23 protein-coding genes and 1 riboswitch are annotated in these 23,331 nt (G+C 67.4%); of the genes, 11 read left to right on the forward strand and 12 right to left on the reverse strand.

Annotation, left to right across the window (positions count from 1 at the left end; translation table 11 throughout):
- Positions 1-2: 2 nt before the first annotated feature.
- Both GJG85_RS06040 and thiC read right to left on the reverse strand, forming a co-directional pair.
- Entirely contained in the window at positions 3-215 is a 213-nt protein-coding gene (locus tag GJG85_RS06040) for a glycine zipper 2TM domain-containing protein (protein ID WP_011545020.1), read from the reverse strand.
- Between the two features lie 232 nt (positions 216-447).
- The gene (gene thiC, locus GJG85_RS06045; RefSeq protein ID WP_050015108.1) at positions 448-2,379 is read right to left on the reverse strand and encodes a phosphomethylpyrimidine synthase ThiC; all 1,932 of its coding nucleotides are present in this window, start codon (positions 2,377-2,379) and stop codon (positions 448-450) included.
- Between the two features lie 124 nt (positions 2,380-2,503).
- Positions 2,504-2,620, reverse strand: a riboswitch (TPP riboswitch).
- Positions 2,621-2,902: 282 nt separating this feature from the next.
- Between thiC and GJG85_RS06050 the strand changes: the two genes are divergently transcribed.
- The 3 genes from GJG85_RS06050 (at position 2,903) to GJG85_RS06060 (ending at position 4,685) form a co-directional block, all read left to right on the forward strand.
- Positions 2,903-3,157, forward strand: a complete 255-nt coding sequence (locus GJG85_RS06050) for a pentapeptide MXKDX repeat protein (protein ID WP_050015110.1) — start codon at positions 2,903-2,905, stop codon at positions 3,155-3,157.
- A 76-nt stretch (positions 3,158-3,233) separates the two neighbouring features.
- The gene (locus GJG85_RS06055) at positions 3,234-3,869 is read left to right on the forward strand and encodes a cytochrome b/b6 domain-containing protein (RefSeq protein ID WP_089488301.1); all 636 of its coding nucleotides are present in this window, start codon (positions 3,234-3,236) and stop codon (positions 3,867-3,869) included.
- A gap of 27 nt (positions 3,870-3,896) precedes the next feature.
- Positions 3,897-4,685, forward strand: a complete 789-nt coding sequence (locus tag GJG85_RS06060) for a molybdopterin-dependent oxidoreductase (RefSeq protein ID WP_124629981.1) — start codon at positions 3,897-3,899, stop codon at positions 4,683-4,685.
- Between the two features lie 25 nt (positions 4,686-4,710).
- Here the strand turns inward: GJG85_RS06060 and GJG85_RS06065 are convergent, their stop codons facing one another.
- The 3 genes from GJG85_RS06065 to GJG85_RS06075 form a co-directional block, all read right to left on the reverse strand.
- Positions 4,711-4,992, reverse strand: a complete 282-nt coding sequence (locus tag GJG85_RS06065; RefSeq protein WP_050015116.1) for an XRE family transcriptional regulator — start codon at positions 4,990-4,992, stop codon at positions 4,711-4,713.
- A complete protein-coding gene (locus GJG85_RS06070) occupies positions 4,989-5,342 on the reverse strand; it encodes a type II toxin-antitoxin system RelE/ParE family toxin (RefSeq protein ID WP_050015118.1) in 354 nt (117 codons plus the stop codon). Before GJG85_RS06070 ends, GJG85_RS06065 begins: the two co-directional genes overlap by 4 nt.
- Before the next feature lie 201 nt (positions 5,343-5,543).
- The gene (locus GJG85_RS06075; protein WP_176016593.1) at positions 5,544-5,741 is read right to left on the reverse strand and encodes a hypothetical protein; all 198 of its coding nucleotides are present in this window, start codon (positions 5,739-5,741) and stop codon (positions 5,544-5,546) included.
- A 108-nt stretch (positions 5,742-5,849) separates the two neighbouring features.
- Here GJG85_RS06075 and GJG85_RS06080 point away from each other — a divergent pair, with 108 nt between their 5' ends.
- Entirely contained in the window at positions 5,850-7,028 is a 1,179-nt protein-coding gene (locus GJG85_RS06080; protein ID WP_050015120.1) for an EamA family transporter, read from the forward strand.
- Positions 7,029-7,050: 22 nt separating this feature from the next.
- Here the strand turns inward: GJG85_RS06080 and GJG85_RS06085 are convergent, their stop codons facing one another.
- The 3 genes from GJG85_RS06085 to GJG85_RS06095 form a co-directional block, all read right to left on the reverse strand.
- Positions 7,051-8,250 (reverse strand): MFS transporter, encoded by a 1,200-nt coding sequence (locus tag GJG85_RS06085; protein ID WP_050015122.1) that lies wholly within the window; start codon positions 8,248-8,250, stop codon positions 7,051-7,053.
- A 179-nt stretch (positions 8,251-8,429) separates the two neighbouring features.
- Positions 8,430-9,254, reverse strand: coding sequence for a phosphodiesterase (locus GJG85_RS06090; protein ID WP_204383755.1), 825 nt, complete (start codon positions 9,252-9,254; stop codon positions 8,430-8,432).
- A gap of 83 nt (positions 9,255-9,337) precedes the next feature.
- Positions 9,338-10,369, reverse strand: a complete 1,032-nt coding sequence (locus tag GJG85_RS06095) for an ABC transporter ATP-binding protein (protein WP_204383758.1) — start codon at positions 10,367-10,369, stop codon at positions 9,338-9,340.
- A gap of 92 nt (positions 10,370-10,461) precedes the next feature.
- Here GJG85_RS06095 and GJG85_RS06100 point away from each other — a divergent pair, with 92 nt between their 5' ends.
- A complete protein-coding gene (locus tag GJG85_RS06100) occupies positions 10,462-11,514 on the forward strand; it encodes an RNA-guided endonuclease TnpB family protein (RefSeq protein ID WP_050015125.1) in 1,053 nt (350 codons plus the stop codon).
- Positions 11,515-11,544: 30 nt separating this feature from the next.
- On the opposite strand, the gene GJG85_RS06105 is transcribed toward GJG85_RS06100, so the two are convergent.
- The 4 genes from GJG85_RS06105 to GJG85_RS06120 form a co-directional block, all read right to left on the reverse strand.
- A complete protein-coding gene (locus tag GJG85_RS06105; RefSeq protein ID WP_089488303.1) occupies positions 11,545-12,447 on the reverse strand; it encodes an ABC transporter permease subunit in 903 nt (300 codons plus the stop codon).
- Positions 12,448-12,457: 10 nt separating this feature from the next.
- Positions 12,458-13,282, reverse strand: a complete 825-nt coding sequence (locus GJG85_RS06110; RefSeq protein ID WP_050015128.1) for an ABC transporter permease — start codon at positions 13,280-13,282, stop codon at positions 12,458-12,460.
- Positions 13,283-13,299: 17 nt separating this feature from the next.
- Complete coding sequence (locus GJG85_RS06115; RefSeq protein WP_069617064.1) at positions 13,300-14,328, reverse strand: ABC transporter substrate-binding protein; 1,029 nt, start codon at positions 14,326-14,328, stop codon at positions 13,300-13,302.
- A 64-nt stretch (positions 14,329-14,392) separates the two neighbouring features.
- Positions 14,393-15,418, reverse strand: coding sequence for a substrate-binding domain-containing protein (locus tag GJG85_RS06120; RefSeq protein ID WP_204383762.1), 1,026 nt, complete (start codon positions 15,416-15,418; stop codon positions 14,393-14,395).
- Positions 15,419-16,320: 902 nt separating this feature from the next.
- Here GJG85_RS06120 and GJG85_RS06125 point away from each other — a divergent pair.
- The 6 genes from GJG85_RS06125 to GJG85_RS06150 all read left to right on the forward strand — a co-directional run bounded on the left by GJG85_RS06125 (position 16,321) and on the right by GJG85_RS06150 (position 23,194).
- Positions 16,321-16,947 (forward strand): flavin reductase family protein, encoded by a 627-nt coding sequence (locus tag GJG85_RS06125; RefSeq protein WP_050015133.1) that lies wholly within the window; start codon positions 16,321-16,323, stop codon positions 16,945-16,947.
- Between the two features lie 388 nt (positions 16,948-17,335).
- Positions 17,336-18,568 carry a 3-methyl-2-oxobutanoate dehydrogenase (2-methylpropanoyl-transferring) subunit alpha gene (locus tag GJG85_RS06130; RefSeq protein WP_050015135.1) on the forward strand — a complete coding sequence of 411 codons (1,233 nt, stop codon included), beginning with the start codon at positions 17,336-17,338 and terminating at the stop codon, positions 18,566-18,568.
- Between the two features lie 2 nt (positions 18,569-18,570).
- Positions 18,571-19,611, forward strand: a complete 1,041-nt coding sequence (locus GJG85_RS06135) for an alpha-ketoacid dehydrogenase subunit beta (protein ID WP_050015137.1) — start codon at positions 18,571-18,573, stop codon at positions 19,609-19,611.
- 1 nt (position 19,612) lies between these two features.
- Positions 19,613-20,926 (forward strand): dihydrolipoamide acetyltransferase family protein, encoded by a 1,314-nt coding sequence (locus tag GJG85_RS06140; RefSeq protein WP_204383763.1) that lies wholly within the window; start codon positions 19,613-19,615, stop codon positions 20,924-20,926.
- A gap of 4 nt (positions 20,927-20,930) precedes the next feature.
- The gene (gene lpdA / locus GJG85_RS06145) at positions 20,931-22,322 is read left to right on the forward strand and encodes a dihydrolipoyl dehydrogenase (RefSeq protein WP_050015140.1); all 1,392 of its coding nucleotides are present in this window, start codon (positions 20,931-20,933) and stop codon (positions 22,320-22,322) included.
- Between the two features lie 242 nt (positions 22,323-22,564).
- Positions 22,565-23,194, forward strand: a complete 630-nt coding sequence (locus GJG85_RS06150; RefSeq protein WP_050015142.1) for an NAD(P)H-binding protein — start codon at positions 22,565-22,567, stop codon at positions 23,192-23,194.
- Positions 23,195-23,331: the final 137 nt, after the last annotated feature.

The raw sequence follows: 23,331 nt of genomic DNA on the forward strand, positions 1-23,331 counted from the left end.
CGTTACTTGCCGACCTGGTTACCGATGATGCCGCCGGCCGCCGCGCCGCCCAGCGTCGACAGCGCGTTGCCGCCGATCGCCGCGCCGGCGACGCCGCCGACACCCGCACCGATTGCCGTATCACGCTGGCGTCGCGACATCGAATCGCAGGCCGACAGGCTGGCCACCGTCGCGACGAGGAGCGCGCATACCCCAAAACGCCGAATCGAGTTCATGATCGTTGTCCTTGTGGTAGTGAACGGAAGGCGCACGACCGGCTGGCGGCCGCGCATGTCCCCAATCTACGCGCCGCCCCGCGCTGCTGCTGTAAGGACTTGTTAAGGCTCTCGCGGTTTCGTAATCAATTGTTTCGGGTCCGCCGGCAGGCACACGGCATGCGCAAAAAAGCCCGCTCGAAAGCGGGCTTCAGGCATCGCCAAAGGGGCCGGTGCGGCCCGCTGCGCGCGCTTACTGACGGTGATAGATCTCGGCGCCCGTCTTCACGAACTCGACCGCCTTGACCTCCATCCCTTTCTTCAGCGCCTCGGTTTCCGACACGCCCTGCTGCGCCGCGAATTCGCGCACGTCCTGCGTGATCTTCATCGAGCAGAAATGCGGGCCGCACATCGAGCAGAAGTGTGCGACCTTCGCCGAATCCTTCGGCAGCGTTTCGTCGTGGAATTCGCGCGCCTTGTCCGGATCGAGACCGATGTTGAACTGGTCTTCCCAGCGGAACTCGAAGCGCGCCTTCGACAGCGCGTTGTCGCGCACCTGCGCGCCCGGGTGACCCTTGGCGAGGTCGGCCGCGTGCGCGGCGAGCTTGTACGTGATGATCCCTTCCTTCACGTCGTCCTTGTTCGGCAGCCCGAGGTGTTCCTTCGGCGTCACGTAGCACAGCATCGCGGTGCCGAACCAGCCGATCATCGCGGCGCCGATGCCCGACGTGATGTGGTCGTAGCCCGGCGCGATGTCGGTGGTCAGCGGCCCGAGCGTGTAGAACGGCGCTTCCTTGCACCAGTCGAGCTGGAGATCCATGTTCTCCTTGATCAACTGCATCGGCACGTGGCCGGGGCCTTCGATCATCACCTGCACGTCGTGCTTCCACGCGATCTGCGTGAGCTCGCCGAGCGTCTTCAGTTCGCCGAGCTGCGCTTCGTCGTTCGCGTCGTAGATCGAGCCGGGACGCAGGCCGTCGCCGAGCGAGAAGCTCACGTCGTACGCCTTCATGATCTCGCAGATCTCTTCGAAGTGTTCGTACAGGAAACTTTCCTTGTGATGCGCGAGGCACCACTTCGCCATGATCGAGCCGCCGCGCGACACGATGCCCGTCATCCGGTTCGCGGTGAGCGGCACGTACTGCAGGCGCACGCCCGCGTGGATCGTGAAGTAGTCGACGCCTTGTTCGGCCTGTTCGATCAGCGTGTCGCGGAAGATTTCCCAGGTCAGGTCCTCGGCCTTGCCGTTGACCTTTTCGAGCGCCTGGTAGATCGGCACCGTGCCGATCGGCACCGGGCTGTTGCGGATGATCCACTCGCGCGTTTCATGGATGTGCTTGCCGGTCGACAGGTCCATCACCGTGTCGCCGCCCCAGCGGATCGCCCACGTCATCTTGTCGACTTCCTCGCCGATCGACGACGTGACGGCCGAGTTGCCGATATTCGCGTTGATCTTCACGAGGAAGTTGCGGCCGATGATCATCGGCTCGGATTCCGGGTGGTTGATGTTGGCGGGGATGATCGCGCGGCCGCGTGCGATTTCGTCGCGCACGAATTCCGGCGTGATCTCGGCCAGCGCGTTCGCGCCGAAGGCCGCGGCGCCGAACGCCTGGCCCGGGTGCTGGCGGCCCATCATCGCGGCGAGCTTCGCGCCGTTCGGGCCGCTCGACTTCAGGCTCTCGATGTATTCGGCGCGGCGCTGGTTCTCGCGGATCGCGATGTATTCCATTTCCGGCGTGATGATGCCCTGGCGCGCGTAGTGCATTTGCGTGACGTTCTTGCCGGGCTGCGCGCGGCGCGGGTTGCGGTGCAGGCCCGGGAAACGCAGGTCCGCCGTGGCCGGATCGGCCGCGCGCTCGAGGCCGTACTGGCTCGACAGGCCGGGGAGCACCTCGGTGTCGCCGCGTGCTTCGATCCAGCGCTGGCGCAGTGCGGGCAGGCCCGCGCGGATGTCGATCTTCGCGTCCGGATCGGTGTACGGGCCCGACGTGTCGTACACGTAGATCGGCGGATTCTTCTCGCCGCCGAAGCCGGTCGGCGTGTCGGCCTGCGTGATCTCGCGCATCGGCACGCGGATATCGGGCTGCGAGCCGGTGACATAAACCTTTCGCGAATTGGGCAGCGGCGCGACGGCAGCGGCGTCGACGTGCGCGTCGGCAGACAGAAACTTCGGATTGGCGTTCATGCAATCTCCTGTGCGGGCGCCGGGCAGGCGCGTCGGCGCTTGCCCGGAGCCCTTGACGAATGTGGGGCTCGAGCTAAGCAGGAGACGAGGCTTGGTGAGGCGGCGGATTTCGTCAGAAGGATGGCGGCGAAATCCGTACGCTTCCCTGCGCTGGCATTATCCAGATCAGGTTCAAAGGGTATTTCTCACCCGCAATGCCGGTTGTTTGACCGAACGCATTGCAGGACCCCCGCGTTAGCAAGGGCACACGATACACCGGCTTGGCGGCGGTTTCAACCGGGTCCGAAGCCGATGTCGGCGGGCAGCGGGCGGGGCGCGGACGCCGACGCCGACGCCGACGCCGACGCGGTGCGCCGCAGCAGGCGCGGCCGTCTATCCGCCGTGGCGCCCGGAACAGAAGGAGCGGGCAGTGCAGCATTTCCGTCCGTTGTTTCCCGTTTCGAAAAAATTTTCGACATCGCTGTCATTTCCGGCGGCGTCCTCCGTCTATTCGGCTCCCAAACCCATGTATCGGAGAGATGTCATGAAAAACGTATTCCTTGCCGCCTGCGTCGCCGCACTTGCCACGATCGCAACGGGCGCCCATGCGCAGAACGATGCGATGTCGAAGGACGGCATGTCGATGTCGAAGGACGCGATGGGCCACGACGCGATGGCGAAGGACGGCATGAAGAAGGACGGCATGAAGAAGCATGCGATGAAGAAGGATGCGATGGGCCACGACGCGATGAAGAAGGGCGACGCGATGAAGAAGGACGCCATGAGCCCGTCGAACTGACGAATGCGTGCGGGGCGCGGGCGGCCGGTCATCGGCGCGCATCGCGTCCCCTCGCCTCATTCCGGGAGTCATCATCATGCAAACGGTTCCTGTCACCGATCGTGCGAGCGTGCCGCCGCCCGCGCCGACGACGATCCATCCGCGGTGGGTGCGCGCGAGCCACTGGCTCAACGCGCTCGCGGCGATCCTGATGGCGCTGTCCGGCTGGCGCATCTACGACGCGTCGCCGATCTATCCGTCGTTCACGTTCGCGCACGGCATCACGCTCGGCGGCTGGCTCGGCGGCGCGCTGCAATGGCATTTCGCGGCGATGTGGCTGCTGGTCGGCAACGGGCTGTTCTACCTCGCGATGTCGATCGCGACGGGGCGCTTCGCACGCAAGCTGCTGCCCGTGACGCCCGCGTCGGTGTGGCGCGACGTGCGCGCCGCGCTCGGCGGGCGGCTGTCGCACGACGACCTGAGCGTCTACAACGCGGTGCAGCGTGCCGCGTACCTGACCGCGATCGTCGATCTCGTCTTGTTGGTGCTGTCCGGGCTCACGATCTGGAAATCGGTGCAATTCCCGTTGCTGCGCGAGCTGTTCGGCGGCTACGACAACGCGCGTATCGTGCACTTCTGGGCGATGGCGCTGCTCGTCGCATTCGTCGTCGTTCACGTCGCGATGGCGTTGCTGGTGCCGCGCTCGCTGCTCGCGATGCTGCGCGGCCGCTGACCCGCTTCGCGGGCGAAGGAAATCATCATGTCGGAATCCGAAAAATCCCGCGGCGAGCCGCGCTGGACGCTCGACCGGAAGTCGCTCGAGCTTGACGTGCGCCGCGAACTCGAGATGCCGTCGCGACGGCTCTTCAACCGGCGCGTGCTGACGCTCGGCGGCCTTGCGATGCTGACCGGCTGCACGCTGCAGGATGATGCATCGGTCAACACGTTTCTCGAAAAAGTGTCGCGCATGAACGATCGCGTGCAGGCGTGGCTGTTCAACCCGAACCAGCTCGCGCCGACCTACACCGAAGCCGACATCACGCGGCCGTTTCCGTTCAACGCGTACTACGGGATCGACGAAGTGCGGCACGTCGACGCGTCGACGTACCGGCTGGTGCTGTCGGGCCGCGTGACCGGCAAGCGCGTGTGGACGCTCGACGAGTTGTATGCGCTGCCGCACGCGGAACAGATCACGCGGCACATCTGCGTGGAAGGGTGGAGTGCGATCGGCCGCTGGGGCGGCACGCCGTTCGGCGCGTTTCTGGCGCGCGCCGGTGCCGATACGCACGCGAAATACGTCGGCTTCAAATGTGCGGACGACTACTACGAGAGCATCGACATGCCGACCGCGCTGCATCCGCAGACGTTGCTCGCATTCGAGTACGACGGCCATCGTCTGCCGCCGGAATACGGCTTCCCGATGAAGCTGCGGATGCCGACCAAGCTCGGCTACAAGAACCCGAAGCACATCATGGAAATCTTCGTGACCGATACGTTTCCGGGTGGCTACTGGGTCGATCAGGGCTACAACTGGTTCGGCGGATCGTGAGCGATGCGCGGGGCATGCGCGTGCGTCATGCGGATTCGCGCACCTGCAGATCGACGCGCAGGCCGACGGCCGCGGCCATGTTCACGAGCGCGTCGAGCCCGAACAGGTTGATCTTGCCGCGCATCAGGTCGGACACGCGCGGCTGCGTGACGCCCAGCTGCTTCGCGGCTTCGGCCTGACTCAGTTCGAGCCGCGCGATGCGCTGCTTGAGCGCGATCATCAGTTCGGAGCGCAGCTTCATGTTCGCGGCCTCCGCTGGCTCGCTTTCGATTGCGTCCCAGACGTTCGCGTAACGTTCATTGGTCATTGTTTCAACTCCATCATCAACGACCGGTACCGGCGGGCGGCGAGGTCGATATCGGTCTTGTTCGTGCGCGACGATTGCTTGCGGAAGCAGTGCAGCACGTAGACGGCTTCGGCGAACGTCGCGACGTAGACGATCCGGAAGGCGCCGCTCGCATCGCGCAGGCGAATTTCCCGTACGCCGATGCCGATGGTGCGCATCGGTTTCCAGTCGTCGGGCGCGAGGCCACGCTGCACCTGGTCGATCTGGTGGCCGGCTTCGCGCCGCGCGGGCAGCGGAAAGTCGCGGAGATCGGCCAGCGCGGTGCCGACGAAAACGACCGGCTTCGGCGGAAGAATATCTGAATTATACAAAATCTTGTATGGCGGTGTGAGTATCGGAAAGAGGCTGCTCACGGCAATGCGCGAGCATGCCGTCCGTCACGATAGACGCGCCGCGAAGCGCCGGCGCACTTGACTGGTCGTCCGGCCGATGCTGGATCAACGGCTGCGAATGGCGACGAGGCGGGTCGCCCACGCGCCGGTTATCCGCCCTCGCGTATCCGGCCCCGCATTTCACCCGTCCTTCGCGCGAAAAATGTCGCGCCGAAACATCAGTCGATATCTTTCAGACAGGTCTGACGATGCTTTCGAATCCTTGATGCCATAATGCCGAGCGTGTGCAGCCGCGCGGTTGCGCACGTTTTTTTTGCCCCGTTTTTGCCCTTTTGCCGCCGCTTGCCGGTTCTCTTTCGTCGCCGTTCGCACTGCCATGTCGTCCCGCACGTTCGCTCTGCCTTCCCGGTCCCGCATGGACCGTTTGCCGGCATCGCCGGCGCCTTTCAGCGGAGCACGCGGCGTGACGTGCGAGCGGGTGACTCGATGACGCCGCTCGACCGCCTCCTCGATTTCCTCGCCCGTTTTTCGTTCCGGATCCGCCTGCCGCAAAGCCGCGGCGGCCGCGTGGCGCTCGCGCTCGTCTTCATCTATTTCGTCTGGGGTTCGACCTACAGCGGGCTGCATTTCGCGCTGCAGTCGTTCCCGCCGCTGCTGCTGTCGGGGTTGCGCAACCTGCTCGGCGGGATCGGCCTGTTCATCTTCGCGCTGCGGCGCAAGCCCGAGTGGCCGACGCTCGTGGAAATCCGCAACTCGGCGATCGTCGGCACGATGCTCGTCGCGCTGTCGTCCGGCACGATCGCGCTCGGCATGCGCACGGTCAGCAGCGGGTCGGCCGCGGTGATGGTCGCCACTGTGCCGCTGTTCGCGACCGTGATCGCGGCGGTGGCCGGGCGGCCGGTGACGAAGGGCGAATGGGCGGCCGTCGCGCTCGGGATGGTCGGCATCGTCGTGCTGAATTCGGGCGGCGCGCCCGCCGCGAACTCGGCGCTCGGCACGATCTGCGTGCTGGCCGGCGCGCTGTTCTGGGCGGGCGGCGCGCATCTCGCGACGCGGCTCAAGCTGCCGTCGGACCTGTTCCTGTCGACGTCGCTGCAGATCGGCCTCGGCGGCCTGATGTCGACGATCGTCGCGTGGCTGCTCGGCGAACGCGTCGAACAACTGGCCGTCGGGCCGGTGTTCGCGTTCGTGTACCTGATGGTGTTCTGCACGATGGCCGCGTACGTTGCGTACGGCTACCTGATCCGCCACACGAGCCCGATCATCGCGAGCAGCTGCATGTACGTGAACCCGATCGTCGCGGTCGCGCTCGGTGCGCTGCTGCTGGGCGAACCGGTGACGATGGCGACCGTCGTCGCGACCGTCGCGATCCTCGGCAGCGTCGGATTGTCGTTCGTGTTCGACCCGGCGCGCCGGCCCGCGGCGGCCGCTGCTGCCGGTTCGCCGGCCATGGCGGCCGAGCAGGCGGTGACGGCGGACGGTTCGCCTGTCGCCGAGCCGGTCGCCACGCAGGAGGCGGCGCCGATCCTCGCGCCTTCCGCCGTCCCGCTCGCGGTGCCAACGCCCGCGGCAGTGATGGATCCCGCCGCGGTGATCGACCCGGCCCCGGCGTTCGCGCCGCCGCCCGTCGCCGCGGAGCCGGCCGCGTCGCGCACCGACGCGTGACGCCGCGGTGGCCCGGTCGTGCTCAGCCGCGCCTGCCGCCGCGATGGTGGGACCAGCCGGCGAGCGCGGTAAACAGCAGGCCGGCTGCGCACATGCCGGTCCAGCCGAACGCGCGCCATGCGGCGACGCCGGCCGACGAGCCGAGCGCGCCGCCGATGAAATAGCACACCATGTACACCGTGTTCACGCGGCTGCGCGCGTCGGGCTTCAGCGCATAGATGCGCGACTGGTTCGAGATCTGCGCGGCCTGTACGCCCACGTCGAGCACGATCACGCCGATCACCAGCCCGACGAGGCTCGAACCCGACAGCGCGAAGATCACGAACGACAGCGCGAGCAGCGCGATCGCGAGCGAGATGATCGCGCGCGGGCCGCGGGTGTCCGCAAAGCGGCCTGCATACGGCGCGGCGAGCGCGCCCGCGGCCCCGACGATCCCGAACAGGCCGGCGGCCTGCGGGCCGAGATGGAACGGCGCGCCGGCGAGCAGCAGCGTGAGCACCGGCCAGAACGCGCTGAACGCCGCGAACAGCGCGGCGCCCGTCAGCGATGCCTCGCGCAGCCCGCGCAACTCGACGGCCAGATGCCACATCGAGCCGAGCAGCTTGCCGTATGACAGCGTCGACGTCGGCGAGCTGCGCGGCAGCCGCAGCACGATCACGATAGCGAGCGCGACGAGCGCCGCGACCGACGCGGCGAACACCGCGCGCCAGCCGAAATACTCGGCGACGAAGCCGGCGGCGGTACGCGCGAGCAGGATGCCGAGCAGCAGGCCGCTCATCACGGTGCCGACCGCGTGGCCGCGTTCGGCCGGCGGCGCGATTTCGGCGGCGAACGGCACGGCCTGCTGCGCGATGGTCGCGAGGATGCCGATCGCGAGGCTCGCGAGTGCGAGTACGACGAGCGACGGCGCGGCGGCCGCCGCGATCAGCGCGATCGACAGCGCGGCGATCTGCAGCAGGATCAGCCCGCGGCGATCGAAGCGATCGCCGAGCGGCGCGAGCAGGAACATGCCGGCCGCATAGCCGAGCTGCGTCGCGGTCGGCACCACGCCGATCCATGACGCGCTGTCGGGGAAGGACGAGCGGAAGCTGTCGAGCAGCGGCTGGTTGTAGTAGATGTTCGCGACCGATACGCCCGCGATCGTCGCAAGCAGCAACAGCAGGCCGCGCGAGTAGTGGGGCGAGGGGGCGTCGGTCGGACGGTCGGTCGAGGCAGTGGACATGGCGGCGGCGACGGAGTGGGGCGGCGCGGCAGCGGCGCACGCGTCGGGTGCGCAGTCAGGCCGGGCGCCGGTCGAGGCTGCCGATCATACCGGAGCGACGCGAATCCTGCCGGCCGCATAACCGGTATAACGGGCACAACCGGCCGGCCGGCCCCCGTCACGGCACGCGCTTCACGTCGTCAGTCGACCAGCTCGCCCGTCGGCTCGTAGAACGGATACGGTCCGGCGCCTTCGTCCACATAGACGTGATGCGACGTCATCCCCGTATCGGGCGCATGACGATGGACCGCGAACGCCGGCGGTTCGAGCCGGAATGCGGACGGCCCATCAACCCGCAAGTCGAAGGCGACCTGATGCGCGGGCGACGGCACCGCGCACGCGAGCGTGCCGCCGAAGCGCGTGAACATCGTGCGGTGCACGTGACCGCACAGCACGCGCTCGACGTTCGGATGGCCGCGCAGCAGCGCATCGAGTTTCGCGGCGGCGGCGGGCGCGAGACGCAGCTTGTCCATGTGCCCGATGCCGGACACAAACGGCGGGTGATGCAGCGCGACGATCACCGGCCGGTCGCGCGCGGCGTCGAGCTGCGCGGCGAGCCACGCGAGCCGGGCGTCGCACAGGTCGCCGTGGCTCGCGCCCGGCACCTGCGAATCGAGCGCGAGCACGCGCACCGCGCCGACGTCGAGCGCGTACTGCACGAATTCGCCGTCCTGCAACTCGGCGCGATCGGCGAATGCGCGGCGCAAACCGGCGCGGTCGTCGTGATTGCCGATCATCAGGTAATACGGAATCTCGAGCGCGTCGAGCAGCCCGCGCAGGTTGCCGTACTCTTCGTCGTGGCCGAAGTCGGTCAGGTCGCCGGTGACGAGCACGGCGTCGGGGCGCGGCACGAGCGCGTTCAGTTTCTCGATACAGCGCGCGAGCGCGGCCGCCGTGTCGACGCGCCGGTACGCGAGCTGGCCCGGCCGCTTGATGTGGAGATCGCTGATTTGAGCAAGCAGCATCGTCGTTCCTCGGAATCGTCTGGTTGTTGTCGCGGCGGCGGGCGCCGCGTGGGGTGCTGCGTGGATGATGCCCGATCGACGGCTTACGCGCCGAGCGCGATCAAGCCTTCCGGCGCGATCGTGAGGCCGACCGCCGTGCCGCGCGCAAGCGCGACGCGGCCCGGCACGTCGATCACGAGCGCGTCGGGCGCCGCATGCTCGATCGTGAGCCGCGTGCGTTCGCCGAGGAACGCGCACGCACCGACCGCACCGCGCAGCGATGCATGCACAGGATCGGCGAGCTGCGCATCCTCGGGGCGGAAGAACCATTCGTCGGCCGCATGCGGCGTGGCGATCGCGCCGCCCGTCGTTTCGAGCGCGCCGTTGCGCCACTGGCCCGCGAGCCGGTTCAGCGTGCCGATGAACTGCGCGACCGTGCGGTTCGCGGGCTGGTAGTAAATCTCGCGCGGCGTGCCGATCTGCTCGATGCGGCCCGCGCCCATCACGACGATCCGGTCGCCGAGCTCCATCGCTTCGGCCTGGTCGTGCGTCACGTAGACGGTCGTCACGCCGAGCTCGCGCAGCAGCGCGTTCATGTCGCGACGCAGCACGTCGCGCAGCTTCGCGTCGAGCGCGGTCAGCGGTTCGTCGAGCAGCAGCACGCGCGGGCGCACCGCGAGCGCACGCGCCAGCGCGACGCGCTGCCGCTGGCCGCCCGACAGTTGATCGACCGGCTTGTCCGCATGGGCATCGAGCCGCATCATCGCGAGCAGTTCGTCGACGCGCTCGCGCAGCGTACGCGGCTCGGTCTTGCGGATCTTCAGCCCGTAGCCGACGTTGCCGCGCACCGTCAGGTTCGGAAACAGCGCGTAGTTCTGGAACACCATGCCGACTTGCCGGCGTTCGATCGGCAGTGCGGTGACGTCGTCGTCGCCGAACGCGATCGTGCCGCCGGCGTCCGGCGTGTCGAGTCCCGCGATCAGGCGCAGCGTGGTCGTCTTGCCGCAGCCGGACGGCCCGAGCAGCACGAGCGTTTCGCCGGCGCCGATCGACAGGTCGAGCGGTTCGAGCACGCGTGTGCCGCGGAACGTCTTCGCGCAGCCGGTCAGGGTAATGGGAGTGGAATCGAGTTTCATCAGAATTTGCTCCGAGAAACCCCGCCATTGATGGCGGGAAGGAAAGGCGTGCTGTTGACAGGCAGCTTCTTCCACGGGTTAGGATCACCGGCATGATCCTTGTCTACCGCTACCGGGTGAAGTCGCTCAACGGACTGCTCAACAAGCAGAGCCGCGCGGTGAACTACGTCTGGAACTTCTGCAACGACACGCAGAAGCACGCGCTCAAGTGGAACAAGAAGTGGCCGACCGGTTTCGACCTGAACGTGCTGACAACCGGCAGCAGTAAGGAACTTGGCATCCACTCCGGCACGATCAACGCGACGTGCGAGCAATACGTGAAGTCTCGCAGTCAGCGCCGTCGGCCCTACCTGCGCTATCGCGGCAGGAAATCGCTCGGCTGGGTGCCGCTGAAGGGCCGCGACCTGAAGCGCGAGGGTGACGCGTTCCGTTTCGCCGGCAACACGTTTCGCGTGTTCAACAGCCGAGCGCTTCCCGAAGGCAAGATCAAGGACGGGACCAACTTTGCGCAAGATGCACGCGGCAACTGGTTTCTGAATATCGTGATCGAGATGCCGGATGTTCAGGCTCGTCCGATCCGTTCCGGTGTTGGCATCGATCTCGGCCTGAAAGACTTCGCCACACTTTCGACCGGCGAAAAACTGCCGAATGACCGGTTCGGCCGACGCGCGGCGGAAAAGCTCGCGAAAGCGCAACGGGCGCGAAAGCACAAGCGGCATATCGCGAAGCTGCATGCCAAGGTCGCGAATGCCCGTGCCGATTTCCAGCATAAGCTCGCGCTCGATCTGGTGCGGCGGTTCGATTACATCGTGGTCGGCAACGTGTCGGCCGCGAAGCTCGCCAGAACCAGGATGGCGAAGAGCGTCTACGACGCATCCTGGTCGTCCTTCCGGAACAAGCTCCGCTACAAAGCGATCGCGCACGGAGCCACGTTCGAGGAAGTCGACGAAAGCGGTTCTACCCAGTCCTGTTCGTCGTGTGGGTCGAAAGACAGCACGACGCGGCCGAAAGGTATCGCGGGACTGCGAATAAGAGAGTGGGCCTGCAGTGGATGTGGTGTCGTGCATGATCGTGATATCAACGCTGCGCTGAACATTTTCCGATGCGGACGTGCATCGCCAGGTGTGGGAATCCTCCGCCTTTAGGCGGACGAGGACGTCAAGTCTGCGAAAATTTCAGCGCGGGCGCTTCTTCAGCGCGCGCGTACCGGACGGATCGACGCCGAGCCACTGCATCGCGACGAGCAGCGGCAGCGTCATCAGCAGGAACAGGATCGTGTACGCGCTGCCGACTTCGAGGCGCAGCGATGCATAGGTATCGGCGAGCCCGACCGGCAGCGTCTTGGTGTCGGGCGTATGCAGCATCCACGTGAGGTTGAACTCGCCGATCGACAGCGTGAGCACCGCGAGCGCACCGGCGACGATGCCCGGCCGCAGGTTCGGCAGCACGATCGTGACGAAGCGCGTGACGAACGATGCGCCGAGGCTCGCCGCGCCTTCCTCGAGCGTGCGCAGGTCGGCGCCGGCCGCGACGGCCGCGACCGCGCGCACCATGAACGGCAGCGTGAACACGACGTGGCCGACGACGATGAACCACAGGCTCATCCGGAACGCGGTGAAGCCGCCGTACACGACCAGCAGCGCGAGCGCCGAAGCCAGCCCCGGCAGCGCGACCGGCAGCACGAGCGCTTCCTCGATCGCCCGAGCGATGCGACTCTTGCTGCGCGCGAGCGCATAGCCGGCCGGCACGCCGACCGCGAGCACGATCGCGAGCGTCGCGAACGCGACGTAGAGCGACAGCGCGACCGAGCCGTGATACTGCTGCCACACCTGCTCAAGCCAGCGCAGCGTGAGGCCGCTCGACAGGCCGCGGAAATAGTTGACGGTCAGCCCCGCGAGCACCGACGTCACGACGGGCACGATCAGGAACGCGCACAGCAGCAGCGTGACGCCCCATTGCAGCGCGGCGATCGCGCGCGCGCCGGCGACCCGCGGCGCATGCCGGGCGGCGCGTGTCGCGTGCAGCGGCGCTGGAGCGGGTGCCGGTGACGGCGTGGAAGAGCCGGAAAGCGATTGCATGCGTAAATCCTCAGGCCGCGGCGGCGGCGGTGTGACCGGTGAAGCGACGCGCGAGCGCGAGCACGGCCCAGGTGACGATGCCGAGCACGATCGACAGGCCGGCCGCCGTCGCGATGTTCGCGTTCAGCGTGAACTCGGTATAGATCGTCATCGGCAGCACGTTCAGGTCGGTGGCGAGCGTGAACGCGGTGCCGAACGCGCCCATCGCGGTCGCGAAGCAGATCGCGCCGGCCGCGACCAGGCCCGGCGCGAGCGCGGGCAGCACGATGTCGACGAAGATGCGCCATGGCGACGCGCCGAGCGAACGCGCGGCTTCCTCGAGCGACGCGTCGAGCTTCGACGCGGCCGCGATCACGGTGACGATCACGCGCGGAATCGAGAAGTACAGGTAGCCGATGAACAGGCCGGCCACCGAATACGCGAATACGAACTTGTCGCCGGTGAGTTTCGCCGACAGCATGCCGATCAGCCCCTGGCGCCCGGCGAGCATGATCACCATGAAGCCGACCACGACACCCGGGAACGCGAGCGGAAACGTGAGCAGCGCGAGCAGCACGCGCTTGCCGGCGAATTCGCGGCGCGCGAGCAGCAGGCCGGAGATCGTCGACAGCGCGAGCGTCGCGAGCGTGACGCCCGCGGACAGCGCAACCGTCTCGCCGAGGCTCTTCATGTAGCGCGCATTGCCGAGCAGCGCCGCGTAGTGCGAGAAGAAGGCGCCGTCCGCGGATACCTGCACGAGCGAAGCCATCGGCAGCAGCCAGAACGCGGCGAATACCGCCAGCGCCGGCGCGACGAGCGCAATGCGCCAGCGCAGCGGAAAAGTCAGGTCGAGCATCGGTTGCGTCCCGCGGCTTACTGCATGATCTGCAGGTACTGCTGGCCGAACGCCTGCTGGCCGGCCGCCATCTTGCCGAAGTCGACCGGTTTCGCCCGCGCGTATTCGCTCGCCGGCAGGAACTTCGCGGCGATGTCGGCGCCGAGCGTCTGCGCACGCACCGGGCGCAGGTAGGCATTGGCCCACAGCTTCTGGCCTTCGTCCGACAGCACGAAGTCGAGCACCTTCTTGCCGTTCGCGTCGTGCGGCGCGCCCTTCACGAGGCTCATCACGTACGGCACCGCGATCGTGCCTTCCTTCGGAATCACGAACTCGACGTTCGCGTTGTCCTTGTATTTCGCGCGATACGCGTCGAAGTCGTAGTCGAGCAGGATCGGAATCTCGCCGGACAGCACGCGTGCATAGGCCGTTTGCTTCGGCACGATCGGCGCGTTGGCCTTGAGCTTGCGGAACCAGTCGAGGCCCGGCTTGAAGTTGTCGAGGCTGCCGCCGAGCGCCTGGTTGACGGCGACCGCGCCCGCATAGCCGACGAACGCGCTCGACGGATCGAGATAGCCGACCATGCCCTTGTATTCGGGCTTCAGCAGGTCGGCCCACGAACGCGGCACCGGCTTGCCGTCGAGCGCGTCCTTGTTCACGAAGAAGCCGAGCGTGCCCGAGTGGATCGCGAACCAGTAGCCTTGCGGGTCCTTCAGGTTCGCGGGGATGTCGTTCCAGTGCGCGGGTTTGTACGGCGCGATCACGCCCTTGTCCTTCGCCTGGAATGCCGACGACACGCCGAGGTAGACGACGTCGGCCACCGGGCTCTTCTGCTCGGCGATCAACTGCGCGATCGCCTGGCCCGAGTTCTTGTTGTCGGACGGCACGCGGATGCCGGTCTTCTGCTTGATCGCGGCGATCTGCGCGGCCCAGTCGGCCCATTCGGGCGGGCAGTTGTAGCAGATCGCCGTTTCGTCGGCATGGGCGGCGGGAGCGCCGGCGACGAGCGCGGCGAAGGCGAGCGGCGCGGCAAGCGCGCGCAGCAGCGAGGTCAGGCGAAAGGACACGGTGAATCTCCGGGCGAGTGGTGTGGTACGGGGTGATCGGTTGCGTCGCGCGTGCGTGTTGCGATCAGGCGTTGCGCAGTTGCAGGTCGGTGGCGGGCGGAGCAATCGTCGCGCCGTCGCGCACCGCATGCGGCAGGATCGTCGACGTGCGGTCGATCGGCGCGCCGCCGATGCATTCGACGAGACGCTGCCACGCGTGGCGGCCGATGTCGCGGTTCGGCGTCGCGACGCTCGCGAGCGGCGGCGCAAGCAGCTCGCCGATCGCGATCCCGTCGAAGCCGAGCACCGACAGGTCGTCCGGAATCGAGAAACCCGCGCGGCGCAGGCCGCGCATCACGACCATCGCGAGCAGGTCGTTGCTGCAGAAGAGGGCGGTCGGGCGCGTGGCGTGCGCGGTGAGATGCACGAGCACCGCATCGGGCAGCTCGGGCGCGTTGAAGTCGACTTCGACGGGCGGCAGCGGCGCCACGCCGACTTCCTCGAGCGCCTGCGCATAACCGAGATGACGCTGGCGCGCGCGATCCGACGCGGCGAGCGAACCGGCCAGCATCAGCACGCGGCGATGGCCGTGCGCGGTCAGCCGTTGCACGCCGTCATACGCGGCGCGGCGGTTGTCGACCGACACCGACGGGCGGCGCTGCGTGTCGTTGTGCATCAGCACGTAATGCGGGCCGTCGCGGTCGAGCATGTCGAGCAGCGGGTGCGTGTCCGCATCGGCGACGGTGAGGATCAGCCCTTCGACGCGCTGCTCGCGCAGCGTCTCGATCGCATGACGCTCGCGCGCCGCGTCGTATTCGGTCGTCATCAGGATCAGCTTGAAACCGGCCGCGGTCGCGAGTTCGTCGATGCCTTGCAGGCAGTCGGCGAACACCGGGTTCGACAGCGTCGGCACGACGACGCCGACGAGCCGCGTGCGCTCGCCGCGCAATTGCCGGCCGAGCGGGCTCGGGCGGAACTGCAGCGTGTCGATGGCGGTGCGGATCGTCTGCAGCGTGGCGGGGCTGACGGTATGCGGCGCGTTGATCGCACGCGAAACGGTGGCGATCGAGAAGCCCGCGAGGGCGGCGACGTCCTTGATGGTCGAGGTCATGAAGTCATGCGATGTAAACGTTTTCGGCCGGGGAATTATCGAAAACGTTTGTGACTTCGCGATGACGCACGCGACGCTTGTTTCGCGAGAAGCACGATACAAACGTCAGACCGTTGGGGCCGTGGGACGACGCGCGGTCGATTGTATCGGGGCAGGTCGCGGGGCGGGACGAAATCGGCGGGCCGTGTGGAGTCGGTGTCGTATCGGCGTCGAACGCTGAGGAAGAAGCGATGCGATGACGGCCGGTGTCGCGATGCGGCACGGCGGAATAAGGGAACGCATGCGCCAAGCAATGGTAGAATCGCGTCCGCCCTCTTGCCGGGGTGATGAAATTGGTAAACATAGCGGACTTAAACGATTGAGTGCCCGGCCGGAAACGGTCGGTGCAGAACCCTTCAAATTCGGCGAAACCCCTGATGTGCGCATCGAGGCAACGCCGAGCCAAGCCTCGCGGCATCCGCGAGGAAGGTGTAGAGACTAGACGGGGGGCGCCTAAGGCGCATGGGCAGCGGTCATGCCCGCGCGCGACGGTGAAGGCATAGTCCAGCGCACGAACGGCTCGCGTACGCGACGCCGGCTTTGAAAGAAGCAGTGTGACGAAAATCCGCCGCCTTAACTGGCTTGCCGGTTCGAGTCCGGTCCCCGGCACCATCGATTGCGTCGACGCGATTCGATTCAACGAAGGCGTAAAAAACCCGCGAGAAATGCAGCGCTCGCGGGTTTTTTATTTGGCGCACGCACATGCAGCGGCGCGTCCGCGCCGCTCACGATGCGCTTCACTGCGCCGAAAACCGCGCCATGTGATACTGGTACGCACGTCGCACCGGACGCTTGCGTCGCCACCGGCCAACGCGTCCCGCCGACAGCCTTCACATCGTTTGCCTCTCGCAAGACCATCCGTCATGACCGAATCGACCCATCACTATTACGAGCCGTCGCAAGGCCACGGCCTGCCGCACGACCCGTTGAACGCGATCATCGGCCCACGCCCGATCGGCTGGATTTCATCCCGCGGCAGCGACGGCACGCTGAACCTCGCGCCGTACAGCTTCTTCAACGCGTTCAACTATCGGCCGCCGATCATCGGCTTTTCGAGCACCGCCGCGAAGGACAGCGTGCGCAACGTGCAGGAGACCGGCGAGTTCGTGTGGAACCTCGCGACGCGCGATCTGGCCGAGCGGATGAACCAGACCTGCGCCGCCGTGCCGTACGACGTGAACGAGTTCGAACTCGGCGGCTTGACCGCGGTGCCGTCGCGCCTCGTCGACGTGCCGCGCGTCGCGGAAAGCGGCGTGAACTTCGAATGCAAGGTGACCGACGTGATCCGGCTGCGCGATCACCACGGCGTCGAGACGCCGGCCACGCTGGTGCTGGGTGAGGTCGTCGCGGTCCATATCCGCCATGACCTGCTGAAGGACGGCATCTTCGACACGTTCGGCGCGGGCATCATTCTTCGTGCGGGCGGCCCGTCGGCCTATGTACACGTGACGCCCGACAGTCGCTTCGATCTGTTCCGTCCCGACGCGTGATCGATCGCACGCCGCAGTAAGCCGGCAACCGGGCGCACGAGCGCCCGCATCCGACGAAAGACCTCGCGACGATCCAGGATTTCGCGGGGTCTTTTGCTTCGTACCCTCACATGATCGGGACGACACCGATCCGTCCGTCCCTCGATGCCCGCTCGTCGTCGCCGCCAGCCCAGCGACGATGCGCTGCAGCAAACACGTCCTTCGCCGATCGCCACCATGGCAAATCTGCTCACCACGAACGAGCGGCTTGGGCATCGACGCCCGCCGCTGCCAGGCATAGATTTCCAAGGTTGACGTGCTTATCCGCGCGTCAGCTCGCGCGCAGGCCGGCAACCGGCCCGCGCGTTCCCAAACAGCGTGAGACACAATCGAGCGTGGAGACGACACGATGAGCCTGTCAGAGCCATTGCGTCTGCATGTGCCGGAGCCCACCGGGCGCCCGGGCTGCAAGACGGACTTTTCCTACCTGCATCTATCGCCGGCCGGCGCCGTCCGCCGCCCGCCGATCGACGTTGCCGCGGCGGACACCGCCAATCTCGCCCGCAGCCTCGTGCGCGTGCTCGACGACAGCGGCAAGGCCGTCGGCCCGTGGGCCCCCGATCTCGACGATGCACGGCTGATCGCCGGGCTGCGCGCGATGCTCAAGACCCGTATTTTCGACGCGCGCATGATGATCGCGCAGCGTCAGAAGAAAATCTCCTTTTACATGTTGAGCCTCGGCGAAGAGGCGATCGGCACCGCGCACGCGATGGCGCTGCGCGACGGCGACATGTGCTTTCCGACCTACCGGCAGCAAAGCATCCTGATCGCGCGCGACGTGCCGCTCGAGCGGATGATCTGCCAGCTGATGTCGAATGAAGGCGATCCGCTGAAGGGGCGCCAGCTTCCGGTGATGTACTCGGACCGCGAAGCCGGCTTCTTCTCCATTTCCGGCAACCTCGCGACGCAGTTCATCCAGGCGGTTGGCTGGGCGATGGCGTCGGCGATCAAGGGCGACACGAAGATCGCGTCCGCGTGGATCGGCGACGGCGCGACGGCCGAAGCCGATTTCCACACCGCGCTCACGTTCGCGCACGTGTACCGCGCGCCGGTCGTGCTGAACGTGGTCAACAACCAGTGGGCGATCTCGACGTTCCAGGCGATCGCGGGCGGCGAGGGCACGACGTTCGCCGGGCGCGGCGTCGGCTGCGGGATCGCGTCGCTGCGCGTCGACGGCAACGACTTCCTCGCGATCTACGCGGCCTCCAGCTGGGCCGCCGAACGCGCGCGTCGCAACCTCGGCCCGACGCTGATCGAGTGGGTGACCTACCGTGCGGGCGCGCATTCGACGTCGGACGATCCGACCAAGTACCGGCCGAGCGACGACTGGTCCCATTTCCCGCTCGGCGATCCGATCGAGCGCTTCAAGCGTCACCTGATCGTGAAGGGCATCTGGTCGGACGGCGCGCACGACGCGTTGACGGCCGAGCTCGAGGCCGAGGTGATCGCCGCGCAGAAGGAAGCGGAGAAATACGGGACGCTGGCCGACGACCGGATTCCGTCGCCGGCCTCGATGTTCGACGACGTCTACAAGGAGCTGCCCGCGCACCTGCGCCGTCAGCGCCAGGAACTGGGAGCGTGATCATGGCGCAACACGAGACAGGGACGGCCACGCAGCCGATGACGATGATCCAGGCGCTGCGCTCCGCGATGGACGTGATGCTCGGGCGCGACAGCGATGTGGTCGTGTTCGGGCAGGACGTCGGCTATTTCGGCGGCGTGTTCCGCTGTACCGAAGGACTGCAGAACAAATACGGGAAATCGCGCGTGTTCGATGCGCCGATCTCCGAAGGCGGGATCGTCGGCGCGGCGGTCGGGATGGGCGCGTACGGATTGCGGCCCGTCTGCGAGATCCAGTTCGCCGACTATTTCTACCCGGCATCCGACCAGATCGTGTCGGAAGGCGCGCGGCTGCGCTATCGCTCGGCCGGCCAGTTCACCGCGCCGATGACGATCCGGATGCCGTGCGGCGGCGGCATCTACGGCGGGCAGACGCACAGCCAGAGCCCGGAAGCGATGTTTACGCAGGTGTGCGGGCTGCGCACGGTGATGCCGTCGAATCCGTACGACGCGAAAGGGCTGCTGATCGCGTCGATCGAGAACGACGATCCGGTGATCTTCCTCGAACCGAAACGGCTGTACAACGGGCCGTTCGACGGCCATCACGAACGGCCCGTCACGTCGTGGCTCAAGCATCCGGCGAGCGCGGTGCCGGAAGGCTACTACACGGTGCCGCTCGATACGGCCGCCGTCGTGCGGCCCGGCAACGACGTGACGGTGCTGACGTACGGCACGACGGTGCACGTGTCGCTCGCCGCGGCCGAGGAGACGGGCATCGACGCGGAAGTGATCGATCTGCGCACGCTGTGGCCGCTCGATCTCGACACGGTCGTCGCGTCGGTGCGCAAGACCGGGCGTTGCGTCGTGGTGCACGAGGCGACGCGTACCTGCGGCTATGGCGCGGAGCTCGTGTCGCTGGTCCAGGAACACTGCTTCTACCACCTCGAAGCGCCGGTCGAGCGCACGACGGGCTGGGACACCCCGTATCCGCATGCGCAGGAATGGGCGTACTTTCCGGGGCCCACCCGGGTCGGTGAAGCGTTGCGACGCGTGATGGAGGCGTGAGATGGGGATTCATGTCATCAAGATGCCGGATATCGGCGAAGGGATCGCCGAGGTCGAGCTGGTGGCCTGGCATGTGGAAGTCGGGCAGACGATCAAGGAAGACCAGCCGCTCGCCGACGTGATGACCGACAAGGCGGCGGTCGAGATTCCGTCGCCGGTGACGGGCAAGGTGATCGAACTGGGCGGCCGGATCGGCGAGATGATGGCGGTCGGCAGCGAGCTGATTCGGCTGGAAGTCGAAGGCGACGGCAACCTGAAGGCCGCGGCACCGGTGCGGGAAACAAAGGTAGCAACCGCACCGGTCGCGGCGGCGGCGCCGGCGAAGCCGGTGGCGGACGTGCCGGCCGAGCCGCCGGTGCAGCCCGCCGCGCATCGCGCACCGGCGAAACCGCGCCGCGACGAACCGGCCGCGCAGCCGCGCGCGGCGCTTGCGCCGGGCGAACGGCCGCTCGCGTCGCCGGCCGTGCGCCAGCGTGCATGGGACATGGGCATCGAGCTGCGCTACGTGCGCGGCACCGGCGAAGCCGGGCGGATCCTGCATGAGGATCTCGATGCGTATGCGCGCACCGGCGGCGGTTCGGCGCGAGGGGCGCAACCGCGCGGTTACAACGAACGCCACGACGAAACCGAAGTGCCGGTGATCGGCTTGCGGCGCGCGATCGCGCGCAAGATGCAGGAAGCGAAGCGCCGCATTCCGCACTTCAGCTACGTCGAGGAAATCGACGTGACCGAACTCGAATCGTTGCGCACGGAACTGAACCGCCGCCACGGCGACACGCGCGGCAAGCTCACGCCGTTGCCGCTGCTGATCCGCGCGATGGTGATCGCGCTGCGCGACTTCCCGCAGATCAACGCGCGCTTCGACGACGAAGCGGGCGTCGTCACGCGCTACGGCGCGGTGCACATGGGTGTCGCGACGCAGACGGACGGCGGCCTTACGGTGCCCGTGCTGCGTCATGCGGAAGCGCGCGACGTGTGGTCGATCTCCGCCGAAATCGCGCGGCTCGCCGACGCGGTGCGCGCGAACCGCGCGCACCGCGACGAGCTGAGCGGGTCGACGATCACGATCTCGAGCCTCGGCGCGCTCGGCGGCATCGTGTCGACGCCTGTGATCAATCATCCGGAAGTGGGCATCGTCGGCGTGAACCGGATTGTCGAGCGGCCGATGATCCGCGACGGCGCGATCGTCGCGCGCAAGATGATGAACCTGTCGTCGTCGTTCGATCATCGCGTCGTCGACGGCGCGGACGCGGCCGAATTCATCCAGGCCGTGCGCGCGGTGCTCGAACGCCCGGCGCTGCTGTTCGTGGAGTGAGCCGATGAAGAACGAACACACCACACTGCTCGTCATCGGCGGCGGCCCGGGCGGCTACGTCGCCGCGATCCGCGCGGGTCAGCTCGGCATTCCGACCGTGCTCGTCGAGCGCGACCGGCTCGGCGGCACCTGCCTGAACATCGGCTGCATTCCGTCGAAGGCGCTGATCCACGTGGCCGACGCGTTCGAACAGGCGTGCGGTCATGCCGGCGAAGGCGCGCTCGGCATCCGCGTGCGCACGCCCGAGATCGACATCGCGAGAAGCGTCGCATGGAAGGATGGCATCGTCGATCGTCTGACGCGCGGCGTCGGCACGCTGCTCAAGAAGAACGGCGTGCGCGTGCTGCACGGCGAAGCGCGCGTGATCGACGGCAAGACCGTCGAAGTCGTCGGCGGCGGCCATACGGTGCGGATCGGTTGCGAACACCTGTTGCTCGCGACCGGTTCCGAACCGGTCGAGCTGCCGTCGATGCCGTTCGGCGGGCACGTCGTGTCGTCCACCGACGCGCTGTCGCCCGCGACGCTGCCGAAGCGGCTGGTCGTCGTCGGGGCCGGCTATATCGGGCTCGAACTCGGGACCGTCTATCGGAAGCTCGGCGTCGACGTCAGCGTCGTCGAAGCGGCCGAGCGCGTGCTGCCTGCGTACGATGCCGAACTCGTGCGGCCGGTGGCCGATTCGCTCGCGCGGCTCGGCGTGCGGCTGTGGCTCGGCCACAAGGTGCTCGGGCTGGACGCGCACGGCGCGGTGCGCGTGCAGGCAGCCGATGGCGCCGAGCAGACGTTGCCGGCCGACCGCGTGCTGGTCGCCGTGGGCCGTCGGCCGCGCGTCGACGGGTTCGGGCTCGAGACGCTGATGCTCGATCGCAACGGCCGCGCGCTGCGGATCGATGACGAATGCCGCACGTCGATGCGCAATGTCTGGGCGATCGGCGACGTCGCGGGCGAGCCGATGCTCGCGCATCGCGCGATGGCGCAAGGCGAGATGGTGGCCGAGCTGATCGCGGGCCGGCGTCGCGAATTCACGCCCGCGTCGATCCCGGCCGTGTGCTTCACCGATCCCGAGATCGTGACGGCCGGCTGGTCGCCGGACGATGCACACACGGCTGGCGTCGATTGCCTGAGCGCGTCGTTCCCGTTCGCCGCGAACGGGCGGGCGATGACGTTGCAGGCGACCGACGGATTCGTGCGCGTCGTCGCGCGGCGCGACAATCACCTGATCGTCGGCTGGCAGGCGGTCGGGCGCGGGGTGTCGGAGCTGGCCGCGGCGTTCTCGCAGTCGCTGGAGATGGGCGCGCGGCTGGAGGACATCGGCGACACGATTCACGCGCATCCGACGCTCGGCGAGGCGCTGCAGGAAGCGGCGTTGCGCGCGCTCGGACATGCGCTGCATGTCTGACGTAATTGCCTGACGGGGCGCCGCCGGTACGTCACGCACGTATCGGCGGCGCTTGCGGCGTCTGATGAACGTCATGTTGTTTCAGTCGACATTCGGTCGCGCGGGACCGCACCCGACAGCGCCGTAATTTTTCGAGACGAGCGGAGGGTTGTCGACGCCACGTCAGCCGACGATCATGTCGATAGCCGGAAACCGGGCCGCTTCGGGTCCGCCAACGCAGGCTCCACACGGAAGCACGAGACATGAAACTGCTGCTCGTCGGCGCGACCGGACTCGTCGGGCGCCACGTTCTCGACGTCGCGCTGGCCGATGCGCGGGTCGACCAGGTGATCGTCCTCGCGCGCCGGCCGTTGACGCCGCATCCGAAGATGCGCGCACTGGAGGTCGATTTCGACCATCTGCCCGACACGGGCGACTGGTGGCACGCGGATGCCGTGATCTGCACGCTCGGCACCACGATGCGGGCCGCCGGCTCGCAGGCGGCCTTCCGGCGCGTCGATCACGACTATCCGCTCGCGGTCGCGCGGCTCGCGCACCGGCACGGCACGTCGACCTACGTGCTGAATTCCGCACTCGGCGCCGATGCTGCGTCGCGCATCTTCTACAACCGCGTGAAGGGCGAGGTCGAGCAGGCGCTCGCCGGCGTCGGGTTCGATTCGCTCACTTACGTGCGGCCGGGCCTGATCGGCGGCAGCCGCGACGAATTCCGGTTCGGCGAGCGGCTGTTCGCGTTCGCGCTGAGCGCCGCCGCGCCGGTGCTGCCGGCGAAGTGGCGCGTGAATCCCGCGTCGCGGATTGCGCGCGCGTTGCTCGACGCGGCAATCGACGCACGGCCGGGCGTGCAGGTCGTCGCATCCGACCAACTGGTCTGATACGGCGCGGACGGGTGCGCCCGTCCGGCCATTCGTCTGCGTTTCCGTCGAGCGTGCCGAACTGCTCGGCGAGCGCGGCGTGCACGATGTCCATCCCGGCAGTCATTTCATCCAGCGCCTGACCTTTCATTTTTCCA

The sequence above is a fragment of the Burkholderia sp. MS389 genome, from assembly GCF_016899425.1.
GTDB lineage: Bacteria > Pseudomonadota > Gammaproteobacteria > Burkholderiales > Burkholderiaceae > Burkholderia > Burkholderia sola.

Coding starts and splice junctions, on each gene's coding strand:
- GJG85_RS06105 (WP_089488303.1), bottom strand. CDS start 12,447: ATGCAATCGCTTTCCGGCTCTTCCACGCCGTCACCGGCACCCGCTCCA.
- GJG85_RS06060 (WP_124629981.1), top strand. CDS start 3,897: ATGTCGGAATCCGAAAAATCCCGCGGCGAGCCGCGCTGGACGCTCGAC.
- GJG85_RS06140 (WP_204383763.1), top strand. CDS start 19,613: ATGGGGATTCATGTCATCAAGATGCCGGATATCGGCGAAGGGATCGCC.
- thiC (WP_050015108.1), bottom strand. CDS start 2,379: ATGAACGCCAATCCGAAGTTTCTGTCTGCCGACGCGCACGTCGACGCC.
- GJG85_RS06080 (WP_050015120.1), top strand. CDS start 5,850: ATGACGCCGCTCGACCGCCTCCTCGATTTCCTCGCCCGTTTTTCGTTC.
- GJG85_RS06120 (WP_204383762.1), bottom strand. CDS start 15,418: ATGACCTCGACCATCAAGGACGTCGCCGCCCTCGCGGGCTTCTCGATC.
- GJG85_RS06050 (WP_050015110.1), top strand. CDS start 2,903: ATGAAAAACGTATTCCTTGCCGCCTGCGTCGCCGCACTTGCCACGATC.
- GJG85_RS06085 (WP_050015122.1), bottom strand. CDS start 8,250: ATGTCCACTGCCTCGACCGACCGTCCGACCGACGCCCCCTCGCCCCAC.
- GJG85_RS06125 (WP_050015133.1), top strand. CDS start 16,321: ATGACCGAATCGACCCATCACTATTACGAGCCGTCGCAAGGCCACGGC.
- GJG85_RS06055 (WP_089488301.1), top strand. CDS start 3,234: ATGCAAACGGTTCCTGTCACCGATCGTGCGAGCGTGCCGCCGCCCGCG.
- GJG85_RS06100 (WP_050015125.1), top strand. CDS start 10,462: ATGATCCTTGTCTACCGCTACCGGGTGAAGTCGCTCAACGGACTGCTC.
- GJG85_RS06090 (WP_204383755.1), bottom strand. CDS start 9,254: ATGCTGCTTGCTCAAATCAGCGATCTCCACATCAAGCGGCCGGGCCAG.
- GJG85_RS06075 (WP_176016593.1), bottom strand. CDS start 5,741: ATGGCAGTGCGAACGGCGACGAAAGAGAACCGGCAAGCGGCGGCAAAA.
- GJG85_RS06110 (WP_050015128.1), bottom strand. CDS start 13,282: ATGCTCGACCTGACTTTTCCGCTGCGCTGGCGCATTGCGCTCGTCGCG.
- GJG85_RS06150 (WP_050015142.1), top strand. CDS start 22,565: ATGAAACTGCTGCTCGTCGGCGCGACCGGACTCGTCGGGCGCCACGTT.
- GJG85_RS06040 (WP_011545020.1), bottom strand. CDS start 215: ATGAACTCGATTCGGCGTTTTGGGGTATGCGCGCTCCTCGTCGCGACG.
- lpdA (WP_050015140.1), top strand. CDS start 20,931: ATGAAGAACGAACACACCACACTGCTCGTCATCGGCGGCGGCCCGGGC.
- GJG85_RS06065 (WP_050015116.1), bottom strand. CDS start 4,992: ATGACCAATGAACGTTACGCGAACGTCTGGGACGCAATCGAAAGCGAG.
- GJG85_RS06130 (WP_050015135.1), top strand. CDS start 17,336: ATGAGCCTGTCAGAGCCATTGCGTCTGCATGTGCCGGAGCCCACCGGG.
- GJG85_RS06135 (WP_050015137.1), top strand. CDS start 18,571: ATGGCGCAACACGAGACAGGGACGGCCACGCAGCCGATGACGATGATC.
- GJG85_RS06095 (WP_204383758.1), bottom strand. CDS start 10,369: ATGAAACTCGATTCCACTCCCATTACCCTGACCGGCTGCGCGAAGACG.